Consider the following 12,578-nt stretch of genomic DNA (forward strand, 5'->3'; position numbering starts at 1 on the left):
GTGCGTGCGCTGGCGAGCACGTCTTCGATCGGCGGCACCGAAGCACCCAGCGCGCGCCACGCAGGTCGGAAAGCACGGGCCGCATCTCGCGATTCAGGGCCGAAGATCTGGATGTAGACCAGCGCTCCTCTGCACGCGGTCGATGACGGCGGTGGGCGTTGCGTCTCTCGTACGGCAGCGGTGATGGGTGGCGTCGCCGAGCCGACCGGCTCAGGCCCAGTCGCCGACGGGGTCGGTGTCCGCGAAGGCAAAGGTGGCGGCTCCAGCGCCGCACCCGCCCCCCGAAACGCCACCCGCCGCGCATCGAACGGCGCCCGAAGCCGGGTCCATAACGCCTCGGCAAAAGAACCCGCCCCTGCGCCCAGGCCGCTGCAGTTCGACTGCGCCGGCGTCACGCCGGTGTAGTCGCGCGCCCAGTAGCGCGGTGCGCAGGCCGTCGACGGCGCGGGTTGCAGGCAACCGATGTCGTTGTCGGGGCTGAGCAATCGCGCGCACGCCGGGCTGACGCTCACTTTGTCTGGATCGACCGGTGTACCGATGCCGACGCCCGCGTTTTCCAGTTCTTGTGCGCAGGCCTTCTTTGCATCGTCGACGATGTGCACCGACAACCTGAAGTTCGCCAGAAAGTTGTCGCTGCCCGATCGGCACAACAGGTCGCCCGTGCGCAGCAGTTCGCCGGCCAACGACGAAGGCGCTTCGCCCGGCGGTGCGTTGATTCGCAGCTTGGCCCAGCGGTCGGTCAGGTCCTTGAACGCGGTTGCCTCCGCGCTTTGCTTTTGCGCGGCCTGCGTGCGCCAGCTGTCGATGCCCTGCCATGCCGCGACGCCGAAGGTGGCGGCAGTGCCGATACCGATCGATGCCGTCACCGCACCTGCTTTGAGCACCCGCGCCTGCAGCCGGCTGACGGTGGCGACGGCGCCATTCGCGCCACCGGCGCCGGTCGCTGCGGCCGCATTGGCCGCGTTCACCGCGCTGACGGCGTTCGCATGTGCCAGCGCCGGCCCGATCTGCCCGTCGTCGATCTTGAACAGGTCGTGCGTGCCGTGAGCGATGCGCGACAGCATCTCGCCATCGAGCCTGTTGCCGATTTCAGCACCGAGCCTGAAGTAGCTTTCCCACTGCGCTTCGTCGAAGAACTGATCGGTTGTGGGCTGTTGCGGAAAGAGCGGATTCGCCGCCTTGAAGTTGACGAGGTCGACCGGCAGCTCGGCCGACATGTTGGGTTTGACCAGAACCATGTGGCCGCGCAGGCCGCTCTCATAGTCGATGCGCGCCAGGGCGAGGCACGCTTGGCTGTTGGTCGATGCCAGGTCATTGAGCGAGCCGAAGACGCCGACGTGGGGCCAGTCGGCATCGACGCACGGCTTCAACAGAACGATGTCGGCGCTGAGGTCGATGCGGGCGCGGCGGATGAGGTTTTCAAGATCGTTGAAGCGGTAGTTGGGGTCGGCGCCGCAGTCGGCCACGACGATGAGTTCGGCCTCCTGCCGCAGCAGCGCATACACGCCGGTATTCTCGAAATGACCGCCGTCGCTCAGATACCAATTGGCCGATCCGCTGCCCGGAAAAGCACCGAAGCATTCGAACAGCATGAAGCGCGTCTTCATCAGGAAGGTCGTCGCATGCCGCGCCGCACCAACCTGCAGAATGCCGGCCTTCGCGCTGTTCCACCAATAGCCCAGCCGCAGTCCCGCGAACACCGACAGTGCCGCGATGCCGCGCTTCGTCATGCGACCCAGTCCGGGTGCGAACGCCGCGCCGGATATGGCAGTCCATGCACCCACCGTGAGCGCCGCATCGCCCCGCGCCTTGGCCCAGGGCGCGCCGACCGCCTGCATCCAGCCCAGCGGGCCAATGGTCAACGGAAGGCTCTTGCGATCGCGGTTGAAGAGCTTCTGCTTGGGGTCGTGCGTCTGGTTGATGCACACGTTGATGAAGTGCACAGGTCCGCCGAAGCGGTGCGGCGCGTACTTGAGTTGCGCCAGATCGTCGTCGTCGTCGACCGAGCCGACCGGCACCTCCGGCGGCGACAACGCCGACAGCCCGTCGAGCGGATTGGCGCCCAGCCGATGCTTGTTGGCCGCACCCAGATAGCCGCGCACGATGCGCGCCTTGTAGAACATGTGCAGCGACGACAAATTGAGAAACGCGAAGTTGCGTCCCGTCATCCACGCATAGCCGAAGACGACGACGAATATCGTCGCAAGCCAGACCCAGCCCCGCGAAAACTCCAGCCCATCTTCAGTGAACACGGGGAGCAGCACGCCCGCGTAGAGCACCGCGATCCACCATGCGGCGAGGCAGAAAGCGACGATCAATCCGAACAAACTTCCGAGCGTCATCAGCAGCTGACGACCGACGCCCGGCAGCTCGCTCTTGCCGCTGTAGAGCATGGGCAACACACCGCGCAGCGCGGCCGCGCCGATCAGCAGCACGCCGCCATACGAGGCCCGCGTTTCGCGCGTTTCCGCGGCCAGCCACCAGGCACTGCGATCGAGTGCGCCAAGCAATCCGAGCACCAGCATCAGGTACAGCATCGAGGCCAGCGTGTCGGTGAGTTCATTGCGCATCGCGGCCGCCGCGCATCCGCGCAGAGTGCGATAGAGCACCCATCCGAGCGCGATCACCCAGGTTGCCGCGAAGCCGCCGAAAGCCGGCACCAGCCACACCAGCGCGCTGTATTGCAGCTCCAGCGTCGGGCCGACATAGAACGCGGCGCCAAAGAGCGCGCACCACAGCGCCATCATGCCGACGATGGTCCCTACAGACGGCCGGTCGCGCACCGACCAGTACGCATCGGCCAGCACGATCGACAGCGCCCAGGGCACCAGCAGCATCAGCCAAAGCGTGGGCAGTTGCGTGGCCCATCGCACCGGCGCGATCACCGTCTCTGCGTTGTCGAGATCGACGGTGCGTGCCATCGCTTCCCACAGGCCCAGGTCGACACAGGCGAGCCCCAGGCCGATGAGGCACGCCGCAATCGCGATCTCGATGTGCGTGCCGAGCAGGTTGCGCAGGTACAGCGCGACAGCGAAGAGCGTGTCGCGCATGCCGCCCGGAATCAGGTAGCGCCCATTGCTGCGCAGCCACCAGCCGAAGCGCACGTTGTCGACTTCAGCGAAGGCGCCTTCTACCGCGCGCACTTCGTCCGGCGTAGTGGCGCGCGTGCACAGGCGGCCGAAGGTCGAGCCGATGTAGCCGCCGCCCGAAACCGTCGAAAGCAGATCGAACCTGAGGAGTTGTCTTCGTCGTGCCAGCGCCTTCAGCATGCCGAGGCAGAAGGTAGCGCTCCGGATGCCGCCGCCCGACAACGCGAGACCCCACGGCCGGCGCCCGTCGTCGGTGCCTTCGAGTGCGATGCGGCGCTCCGCGACCAGCTGCTTGATGGTGTCGTCCATCCGGGTCCTCGTTGTCCAGCGCGGGATGTTTTCATGGGCCGCTCCAAGCGGCAATGCGTCGGACGGTCTATGACCAATGTGGGAGATTCGGCAACGTATCTACAGCCGTCGGCGCCAGGCGCATCGCATGGGCTAAGGACCTACGACATGGCCGATGCGCCTCCCTACAAACGGCGGCGCGCTGCGCCGACGGGACGCGTTCGAACGCACACGTACGGTCTTTCCACTTCGCGGGCAACTCAAAGCTCACTCCGCTGCGCAACACGACAACCAGACAACAAAGAGACCGAGGGACCACCCCATGCTTGCTCCCGTGACCGACGACCGATTCGAGCGCCTGCAAAAGCAATATGGCCACGATCTGACGCTGGCAGCGCTGGTCGAAGCTGGCGCAGATCGGCTGCCCCTGCCGGGCGCGGGCGAAACGTTGAAGCGGTGGAGAGCACTCGCGGCGGTCGCGGCGCACGATCTCTCTCTGGTCAAGCTGTTCGAAGGTCACACCGATGCGCTCGCCATCCTGGCGGAACTCGGAGGCGACGCGCCGGACGGCTCACTGTGGGCGACCTGGTGTGCCGAGCCACCGGACGCTCGCGTCGCTTTCGAAGCGCACGGTAGCCCTTCACGATCCCCCGCGACTTCGGCTTCGTCGCTGTCCCCGACGGATGCCGCTTCTCCGAAGCTGCGCCTTCACGGAACCAAGGCGTGGTGCTCCGGTGCGGCGAGCGTCACGCACGCCGTGGTCAGCGGATGGAACGCTGCCGGCGAGCCCTGCCTCGCTGCGGTATCCCTGCAGCAACCGGGCGTCACGGTGACAGAACAAGGCTGGCACGCCGTCGGCATGGCGGGCAGCGCGAGCGTCGATGTCCGCTTCGATGGCGCGCATGCCACGCAACTCGGCCAGCCCGGTGACTACACGCGACGTACCGGCTTTTGGCATGGCGACGCCGGCATCGCTGCGTGCTGGTACGGCGGCGCCTGGGGCATTGCCCGAACCGTGCACGAGCGTTCAGGTGGCAGCAAGGCACCGCACCGACTGGCGCATCTCGGCGCCATCGATGTGGCGCTGGCAGGTGCCGCGGCGGTACTGCGGGCATCGGCGGAGTGGATCGACACGCATCGCGATGCCGATGCACAGGCCGTCGCCATGCGTGCGCGGCTGGTGGTCGAGCATGCCGCCGAAGAAGTGATCCACCACGCGGGCCGCGCACTCGGCGCCGGGCCGCTGTGCCGCGACGCTCGCTTCGCCCGCGCCATGGCCGACTTGCCGGTGTTCCTGCGACAAAGCCACGCTGAGCGCGATCTGGCCTCGCTCGGCGCGCTGGCGCTGGAATCGAAAGCCGCGTCATGGATGCTGTGATCTCCGTGCCAAACGACCGCGCCATCGAAGGCGTCGGCACCACTGAAGCCGAATGGCTGGGCTGGCCGCGCCTGACGCAACTGCCCGCCCTGACGGCCAGCGAGATGGTGCCGCACGGCGCACGTGCAGTGGTGGTGGCGCCGCATCCGGACGACGAAATCCTGGCGGTTGGCGGGCTGCTCGCGCAGCTCGCCCGGCTCGGCACACCCGTGTTGATCGTCGCCGTCACCGACGGCACTGCGAGCCATGTCGGCTCTACCGAATGGCCGGTAGAACGGCTGGTGCGCGAGCGGCCGCATGAAAGCCGGATCGCATTGAATCGGCTCGGCATCGCTACCGAGCCCGTGCGACTCGGCCTGCCCGATGGCCAGATCGAGGGCTATCGCGATTTGCTCGCTGAACGGCTTGCGCCGCTGCTCACGGCCGACGACGTGCTCTTCACCACCTGGCGCCGCGACGGCCATCCGGACCATGAAGCCACCGGCGATGCCTGTTCCGTGGCATCGCTGCACAGCGGTGCACGCCTCATCGAAGTGCCGGTGTGGGCGTGGCATTGGGCCAAGCCCGCCGACACGCGTCTCCCCTGGAGTCGGGCGCGCCGCATCGTGCTCGATGCCGATGCTGCCGAGCGCAAACGCCATGCCGTGCAGGCCTTCAGGAGCCAGCTCTTGCCCGACGCGTCGACCGGAGCCGGACCGATCCTTCGCAGCACGACGGTCGCACGCGCGGCGCGCCCGTTCGAGGTGGTCTTCGAATGACCGCGCCTGCCCCCATGACCGACAAGACCGCGTACTTCGACGCGATGTACGGCCACAGCGCCGACCCGTACGCGTTGCGCACGCGCTGGTACGAGCAGCGCAAGCGGGCCGTGCTGATGGCCGCGTTGCCGCACCCACGCTACGGCCTCGCCTACGAGCCTGGCTGCGGGGCGGCCGAGCTGACGGTCGAACTCGCCTCGCGCTGCGACCATGTGCTGGCAAGCGACTTCTCCGACAACGCCGTGACAGCCGCACGCGAGCGCACCGAAGCGCTCGACAACGTGCGCGTCGACAAACACGTGCTGCCGCGCGACTGGCCTGCTGCCGACGCGCCCTTCGACCTCATCGTGTTGAGCGAAGTCGGCTACTTTCTCGACGCCGCGGCCATGCACCGTGTGGCGCGTTGCTGCGCCGCATCGCTCTCTGCAGAAGGGGTGCTTGTGGCGTGCGATTGGCGGCCCGACTTCTCGGAGCGCGCTCTTTCCACGGAAGCGGTGCACGCCGCGCTGGCCGACATCGGCCTCCCGCAATGCGTGCGCCACGACGAAGACGATTTCCTGTTGCGGGTGTGGTCCCGCGACAGCCGTTCGGTGGCACAACTGGAAGGCATTCGATGATTGGTATCGTCATCCCCGCACACAACGAGGCCGATCACATCGGCGCCACGCTGGCTGCCGTGACGCAGGCGGCCACTCATCCGGCACTGAACTGCGAGCCGGTGCGCGTGATGGTGGTGCTCGACAGCTGCGACGACGCCACCGGCGCCATCGTCGAAACCTACGGCGCAGCGCACGATGTCACGACCTTGCCGCTGTCTGTCCGCAACGTCGGCATGGCACGCGCGGCCGGTGCCACCCGGATGATGGAAGACGGCGCGCGATGGCTCGCTTTTACCGATGCAGACACCATCGTTTCGCCCGACTGGCTGGTGAAGCAACTGGCGCAGGAGGCGGACGCAGTGTGCGGCTCGATCGGCATCGACGACTGGAGCGCACACGGCGCTCACAGTGAGTTCATTCGCGACCATTTCGCCCGCACCTACACGGATGCCGACGGGCACCGCCATATTCACGGGGCCAACCTGGGCGTGTCGGCCGAAGCGTACCGCCGCGTGGGTGGCTTCAGGCCACTGGCGTGCAGCGAAGACGTGGCGCTGGTCGAAGCGCTACAGGCCGCGGGTGCCCGCATCGCGTGGAGCGCGGCCCCGCGCGTGAGCACCAGCGCGCGTCGGAATGCCCGCGCGCGCGGTGGCTTCGGCGACACACTGCTGGCTGTGATCGCGGCTGGCATGTCGGCGGTAGACGCACCCATGACCGGCGGCAACGGACCGCTGATGTCCGCCTGAGACGCCTCGGACGCCTGACATGTCGGCGGCTCTGCCGACTGCGACTTTGCCAGCCAACCGCGCGGTTTCTAGCCGCCGCGCCGTTGCCGCGCGCGACGAACCTGGCGACTCTGCACCGCCTCGCTGGCGAGGCGCTCGCGGTTGCGCCGGTCTGCACGACGGCGCTTGCTGAGCCAACGCGACAGCGCGAAGCTGCCGATGCATGCCACCAGAAAAAACGAGATGCCGACGACGCCGAATTCCATGGCCGTTTCTTTCTTGCCGTGCTTATAAGACGCGGACGACGCTGGTCGGCTTGAAGCCGAGGTCCGCCGCCTTGCCCTTGCGGCCACGGCTGCTGCGCGCATTGTTGAGGGTACGAATCTCCAGGGTCTCGTCGCGTTCCTTGCCGCCGCGGCCGATGCCTTCGATTTTTACGCTGCGCGTGTAGGCGGCCGCACCGGCCAGCGTGTCTTTGGCTTCGAGGTCGATCAGGGTCAGTCCGCGGCCGCCCTTCGGCAGGTTCTTCATCTCGGCGATCTCGAAGGTCAGGATGCGTCCGCCGGTCGATGCGCAGGCCACGTGCGTGGCGGTGGGTATCGCTTCGCCCGCATGGGCGCTTTTTTCGCCGATGTGCACCAGCGAAGGACGGCAGAGCTGCTCACCCTCGCCGACGTCGAAGAAGGCCTTGCCGCCGCGCTGGCGCGACATCATGTTGTCCACCGTCGCGATGAAGCCATAGCCGCCGGTGTTGGCGAGCAACAGGCTGGCGCTGGCCGGGCCGGCGAAATAGTGCGCGACCTGGGTGCCGCTGTCGAGCTCGATCAGCGTCGTCACGGGTTGTCCGTCGCCGCGGCCGCCGGGCAGCGATGCCACCGCCACGGTGTAGACGCGGACGCCTTTCTCCTTGGCCGTGCCGAACACGAGCAGCGTGTCGACCGTTCGGCATTCGAAGACGGCGTAGAGCGCATCACCGGACTTGAATGCGTACTCCGCAGGCGTCGTGCCCGCGACCACCTTCTCGCTGGCCCAGCCCTTTTGAGCGCGGACCCAGCCCTTCTGCGACACGATCACGGTAACCGGCTCATCGATCACCTTCACCTCGGCAATGGCACGTTTTTCGGCCTGGATCAAAGTGCGGCGCGGGTCTTCGAATAGCTTGGCGTCGGCTTCGATTTCTTTCACTAGCAAGCGACGCAATGCAGTCGGGCTGCCAAGAATGTCGTCGAGCTTTTTCTGCTCTTCCTTCAGGCCCTTGAGCTCCTGCTCGATCTTTATCGCTTCGAGCCGCGCCAGCTGACGCAAACGGATCTCGAGGATGTCCTCGGCCTGCCGCTCGCTCAGGGCGAAGCGCGCGATCAACGCCGCTTTCGGGTCGTCGGCTGCGCGAATGATCGCGATCACTTCGTCGATGTTCAGCAGCACCAGCTGCCGGCCTTCGAGAATGTGGATGCGGTCCAGTACCTTGCTCAGGCGATGGCGCGAGCGCTTCTCGACGGTGATCTCGCGGAAGGCGATCCACTCGTTGAGCATCTGCCTGAGCGACTTCTGCGTCGGCTTGCCATCGATGCCGACCATCGTCATGTTGATCGACGACGAGGTTTCCAGCGACGTCTGCGCCAGCAGCGTGGTCACGAAATCTTCCTGGCTGATGCGTGACGTCTTGGGCTCGAACACCAGTCGCACCGCCGCGTCCTTGTTCGACTCGTCGCGCACCACGTCCAGCACCGACAGCAACGCGGCCTTGAGCTGCGTCTGGTCGGCGCTCAGCGCTTTCTTGCCGGCCTTGATCTTCGGATTGGTGAGCTCCTCGATTTCCTCGAGCACCTTCTGCGTACTGACGCCGGGCGGCAGCTCGTTGACAACCAGCTGCCACTGGCCGCGCGCCAGCTCTTCGATCTTCCAGCGCGCGCGGACCTTGAGCGAGCCGCGGCCGGTGCGGTACGCCTCGGCGATGTCGCTGGCGGGGCTGATGATCTGCGCGCCACCTGGGTAGTCGGGGCCAGGCACGATCGCCAGCAACTCTTCTTCGCTCAGCTTGCCGTTCGTCTTGATGAGCGCCACGCAGGCGTCGGCGATCTCGCGCAGGTTGTGGCTCGGGATCTCGGTGGCCAGGCCGACCGCGATGCCGCTCGCTCCGTTGAGCAGCGTGAACGGCAGGCGTGCGGGCAGCAGGCGCGGCTCTTCCGTACTGCCGTCGTAGTTGGGGATGAAGTCGACCGTGCCTTCGTCGATCTCGTCGAGCAACAGGCTGGTGATGCGCGCCAACCGTGCCTCGGTGTAGCGCATGGCCGCGGCGCCGTCGCCGTCGCGGCTGCCGAAGTTGCCCTGGCCGTCGACCAGCGGATAGCGCTGCGAGAAGTTTTGCGCCATGCGCACCAGCGCGTCGTAGGCGGCCTGGTCGCTGTGCGGATGAAAGCGGCCGAGCACGTCGCCCACCACACGCGCGCACTTGACCGGTTTTGCGCCCACTGCCCCATTCGTGCCGCCGAAACCGAGCCCCATGCGGGACATCGAATAGAGGATGCGCCGCTGCACCGGCTTCTGGCCATCGGACACATCGGGCAGCGCGCGGCCCTTGACCACGCTGAGCGCGTATTCGAGGTAGGCGGTCTGGGCGTAGTCGGCCAGGGTCAGCGTGGTGCCGTCGCCATCGCTGTCAGGCGGGCTCGTGAGGTCGAGCGGAGGTTGGGAGTCCATCGTCACAGTCGGTTCGAAGAAAAAAAGGTTACTGGGTGGCCGGCGGTGCCGTCACGGGCACCTCGGGCATGTAGGGCGAGGTCGGCGGCGGTGTCATGGGCAAGGCCGCACGGGGCAGAGAAGGCGCAGGGACAGACGAAGGCAAAGCCAAAGACGTCGAAGGCTCGGCCGACGTTTGCGGCGCGTAGGGCATGGTCGGCATCTGCGCGCGTTGCGCCGGCGGCATGTTGCCGCGTCCCAGCGCCCCGCCGATTTCCATGCGCACCCGACCGGGCACTTTGCCGCCACGAGCGCCGTACGTGGCGCCGGCATCCGGCTTCAGATAAGCATAGAGCTGCAGCACCGTCTTCACGTAATTCTGCGTCTCCTTGTAATTGGGAATCTTGTTGCCGGCACGCTGCACCGCGCCCTCGCCCGCGTTGTAGGCCGCAATGGCCAGGTCGAGCTCGCCCGGGAACATCGAGATCAAATCGCGCAGATAACGCGAGCCGGCCGCGATGTTCACCCGCGGATCGAACAGCTTGGCCTCGACGCTGCTCTTCTTGTCGGATTGCACACCGTAACGCTGCGCGGTCGCGGGCATCAATTGCATGAGGCCGATGGCGCCCTTCGGCGAGACCGCTTGCGCATCGAAACCCGACTCGGCCGCGATCAACGCCTGCAGCAGCTCGTAGTCGATTGCGTGGCGCTGCGACGCGTCGCGCAAGGCGGTCTTCGCGGTCTTGTAAGTCGGCGATGCCTCGAACAGCGCGATCAACGTTTGCGAAGCGGGCGGCACCATGCCGCTCGACGCATCCGGCCTGCCGCGCCGGCCCAGGCCATTGGCCGTGTCGAAACTCTGGCCGCCCTTGAAGAAGATCTGGTAGCGCGAGTCGAGCTTCTCGGCCGCGAAATGCGCCACGCCCTTTTCGTCGATGTAGCCGAAGATGTCGGCCGCCATCGCGGCGTGCTGGCCCAGCGCCAACAGCAGAGCGACTGCCGCGGTCCAAAAGCTAAACGTCGATCTCGACGTCATCGGCCCGCAACTCCATCAGCTCGCGTCTGGCGGCGGCCTCGCCCTTGCCCATCAGCTTGGTGATCTCGCCCTGTGTGTCGGCGAAGCTGAGCCGCCCCAGCCGCACCTGCATCAGACGCCTCGTGTCAGGGTTGAGCGTGGTTTCCCATAGCTGTTCGGCGTTCATTTCGCCCAGCCCCTTGAAGCGGCTGATGCTCCAGGCGCCTTCGCGCACGCCGTCCTTGCGCAGCTTGTCGAGGATGGCAACCAACTCGCCTTCGTCCAGCGCATAGACCTTCGAAGCCGGCTTCTTGGAACGCGCCGGCGCATCGACGCGAAACAGCGGCGGCTTGGCGACGTACACGTGACCGGCGTCGATGAGCTTCGGAAAATGACGAAAGAAAAGCGTCAGCAGCAGCACCTGGATGTGCGAACCATCGACGTCGGCATCGCTCAGGATGCAAACCTTGCCGTAGCGGAGGCCGCTCATGTCCGGCGTGTCGTCGGGTCCGTGCGGATCGACACCGATGGCGACCGAGATATCGTGAATTTCGTTGTTGGCGAAGAGCCGGTCGCGCTCCACTTCCCAGGTGTTCAACACCTTGCCGCGCAACGGCAAGATGGCTTGCGATTCCTTGTCGCGGCCCATCTTGGCGCTGCCACCGGCCGAGTCGCCCTCGACAAGAAAAACTTCGTTGTGGCTGATGTCCTTGCTCTCGCAATCGGTCAGTTTGCCGGGCAGAACCGCGACGCCGGAGCCCTTGCGCTTCTCGACTTTCTGGCCCGCCTTCTGGCGCGACTGCGCGGCCTTGATCGCCAGTTCGGCCAGTCTTTTTCCATAGTCGACATGCTGGTTGAGCCACAGTTCCAGCGCGGGCCGCACGAAGCTCGACACCAGCCGCACCGCGTCACGCGAGTTGAGCCGTTCCTTGATCTGGCCCTGGAATTGCGGATCGAGCACCTTGGCGCTCAGCACATAGGAGGCACGCGCGAACACGTCTTCGGGCAGCAGCTTGACGCCCTTGGGCAGCAGCGAATGCAGCTCGATGAATCCCTTCACCGCGGTGAACAGCCCGTCGCGCAGTCCGCTTTCATGCGTGCCTCCGGCGCTGGTAGGAATCAGGTTGACGTAGCTCTCGCGAACCGGAGCGCCGTCTTCGGTGAAGGCCACGCACCATTCGGCCCCCTCGCCTTCGGCGAAGTTATCGGCGTTTTTGTCGGCATGACCGGCGCCTTCGAACAACGGAATAACCGGGTCTCCGTGCAGGCTCTGCATCAGGTAGTCGCGCAGGCCGCCCTTGTAGAGCCACTGCTGGGTCTCCTTGGTCTTTTCGATGACCAGCGTCACGGTGACGCCCGGCATCAGCACCGCCTTGCTGCGCAACAGGTGCGTCAGCTCGGCCATCGGCAGCACAGCTGTCTCGAAATACTTGGCGTCGGGCCAGGCGCGCACGCTGGTTCCCTGGCGGCGCTCGCCGGCCTCGAGCGGACGGATGACCAGCGGCTCGATCACGTCGCCGGCGCTGAAGGTCAGCCGCGCCGACGAACCTTCGCGGTGCGAGCTCACTTCGAGCCGCGTCGACAGGGCATTGGTCACCGACACGCCCACGCCGTGCAGGCCACCGGAAAAGCTGTAGGCGCCGCCCGATCCCTTGTCGAACTTGCCGCCGGCATGCAGCCGCGTGAACACCAGCTCGACCACCGGCGCTTTTTCTTCCGGGTGCATGCCGAACGGAATGCCGCGGCCATCGTCTTCGATGCCGACCGAGCCATCGGCGTGCATCGTGACCTTGATCTTCTTGCCATGGCCGGCGAGTGCCTCGTCGGCCGCGTTGTCGAGCACTTCCTGGATGATGTGCAGCGGGTTGTCGGTGCGGGTGTACATGCCCGGCCGCTGCTTGACGGGCTCGAGGCCTTTCAGGACGCGGATGGAGCCTTCTGAGTAGGCGGGCGGCGTGGGCTTGCTGGAGGAAGCGGATGAAACTGGGGTAGCCATGGCCGCGGATTGTATGCGTCCACTCACGTAAAGCTGGATGGACATACAGAT

General features: G+C 66.3%; 9 protein-coding genes. 4 read left to right on the forward strand and 5 right to left on the reverse strand.

From position 1 onward, the window contains the following. The coding region (locus QN397_RS21525; RefSeq protein WP_323501870.1) for a patatin-like phospholipase family protein at positions 1-3,398 on the reverse strand (3,398 nt) is incomplete at its 3' end. A 301-nt stretch (positions 3,399-3,699) separates the two neighbouring features. On the opposite strand from QN397_RS21525, the gene QN397_RS21530 reads away from it, so the two are divergent. Genes QN397_RS21530 through QN397_RS21545 form a run of 4 tightly spaced genes read left to right on the forward strand, consistent with a single transcriptional unit; the run spans position 3,700 to position 6,858 of the window. Further along, entirely contained in the window at positions 3,700-4,755 is a 1,056-nt protein-coding gene (locus QN397_RS21530) for an acyl-CoA dehydrogenase (protein ID WP_323501871.1), read from the forward strand. Beyond that, a complete protein-coding gene (locus QN397_RS21535; protein ID WP_323496139.1) occupies positions 4,743-5,513 on the forward strand; it encodes a PIG-L family deacetylase in 771 nt (256 codons plus the stop codon). Before QN397_RS21530 ends, QN397_RS21535 begins: the two co-directional genes overlap by 13 nt. A 14-nt stretch (positions 5,514-5,527) precedes the next feature. Further along, positions 5,528-6,130 (forward strand): class I SAM-dependent methyltransferase, encoded by a 603-nt coding sequence (locus QN397_RS21540; RefSeq protein WP_323501872.1) that lies wholly within the window; start codon positions 5,528-5,530, stop codon positions 6,128-6,130. Then, the gene (locus QN397_RS21545; protein ID WP_323496141.1) at positions 6,127-6,858 is read left to right on the forward strand and encodes a glycosyltransferase; all 732 of its coding nucleotides are present in this window, start codon (positions 6,127-6,129) and stop codon (positions 6,856-6,858) included. Before QN397_RS21540 ends, QN397_RS21545 begins: the two co-directional genes overlap by 4 nt. A gap of 68 nt (positions 6,859-6,926) precedes the next feature. On the opposite strand, the gene QN397_RS21550 is transcribed toward QN397_RS21545, so the two are convergent. From QN397_RS21550 to QN397_RS21565, 4 genes are read right to left on the reverse strand one after another with little or no spacing between them, the layout of a single operon-like run. Further along, complete coding sequence (locus QN397_RS21550) at positions 6,927-7,103, reverse strand: hypothetical protein (RefSeq protein WP_323496142.1); 177 nt, start codon at positions 7,101-7,103, stop codon at positions 6,927-6,929. A gap of 22 nt (positions 7,104-7,125) precedes the next feature. After that, on the reverse strand, positions 7,126-9,537 hold the full coding sequence (parC, locus tag QN397_RS21555; protein WP_323501873.1) for a DNA topoisomerase IV subunit A: 2,412 nt from the start codon (positions 9,535-9,537) through the stop codon (positions 7,126-7,128). 28 nt (positions 9,538-9,565) lie between these two features. Next, positions 9,566-10,552 (reverse strand): lytic transglycosylase domain-containing protein, encoded by a 987-nt coding sequence (locus QN397_RS21560; RefSeq protein ID WP_323501874.1) that lies wholly within the window; start codon positions 10,550-10,552, stop codon positions 9,566-9,568. Further along, complete coding sequence (locus QN397_RS21565) at positions 10,530-12,527, reverse strand: DNA topoisomerase IV subunit B (RefSeq protein ID WP_323501875.1); 1,998 nt, start codon at positions 12,525-12,527, stop codon at positions 10,530-10,532. Before QN397_RS21565 ends, QN397_RS21560 begins: the two co-directional genes overlap by 23 nt. Positions 12,528-12,578: the final 51 nt, after the last annotated feature.

Origin of the sequence: Variovorax sp. RTB1 (assembly GCF_035018765.1) — a bacterium.
Lineage (GTDB): Bacteria > Pseudomonadota > Gammaproteobacteria > Burkholderiales > Burkholderiaceae_C > Variovorax.